The sequence below is a fragment of the Thiohalocapsa sp. ML1 genome, from assembly GCF_001469165.1.
GTDB lineage: Bacteria > Pseudomonadota > Gammaproteobacteria > Chromatiales > Chromatiaceae > Thiohalocapsa.
Window position 1 is genome coordinate 1 of sequence record NZ_JABX01000129.1, and the last position, 729, is coordinate 729.

The 729-nt window shown below is 64.7% G+C and carries 1 protein-coding gene; it reads left to right on the forward strand.

All coding sequences use genetic code 11. From position 1 onward, the window contains the following. The first annotated feature begins 75 nt into the window (after positions 1-75). Complete coding sequence (locus ML01_RS30410; RefSeq protein ID WP_216819301.1) at positions 76-723, forward strand: DUF1640 domain-containing protein; 648 nt, start codon at positions 76-78, stop codon at positions 721-723. The last annotated feature ends 6 nt before the right edge of the window (positions 724-729 follow it).

Below are 729 nucleotides of genomic sequence, written 5' to 3' on the forward strand. Positions count from 1 at the left end.
TTCAGCGCGGCTAGCGCGTAGCCCGGATGGAGCAAAGCGCAATCCGGGTCCGGCCGAGCCATCGGCACGGATCGGGTGAGCGACGACCGGGCGCGCCGGTACGAACCGGGCGGCAACGCCGACCGGGCGCCCGCTCCCGCATTCCGCTGCGCTGCATCCGGGCTACACTGCTGCTATGCTCTACGCAACATCGAAACCGTACACGCCCTGCGCGGCCACGGCACCAGCCCCATGACACTCGCCTTCAAGCTCTACGAACAGGTCAACGACGCAACGGACGATCGCACCCGGTTCCGCTTGATTGTGGATGCGATCCGGGAGCTGGAGGAGGGTTGGCCGCGGCCGGGCGAGATTGCCCGCGGTGCAGACGTGCGCGAGACCGAGCTGCGGCTGCAGAAGGAGATCGAAGTCGTCCGGAAGGAGATCGAAGTCGTCCGGAAGGAGATAAAGGAGACCGAGCTGCGGCTGCAGAAGGAGATCGAAGTCGTCCGTAAGGAGATAAAGGAGACCGAGCTGCGGCTGCAGAAGGAGATCGAAGTCGTCCGTAGAGAGATCAAGGAGACCGAGCTGCGGCTGCAAAAGGAAATCGCGCAGGTCCGTGTCGACCTCAAATCCACCGAGGCCAACCTCCGCACGGCCATGCATCGGCAGACGGTGTGGATCATCGGCGCCATCGGCGCCGTCACCGGCCTCGTCCGCCTGCTTGACTGGCTGCTTGCCTAAGGCGAT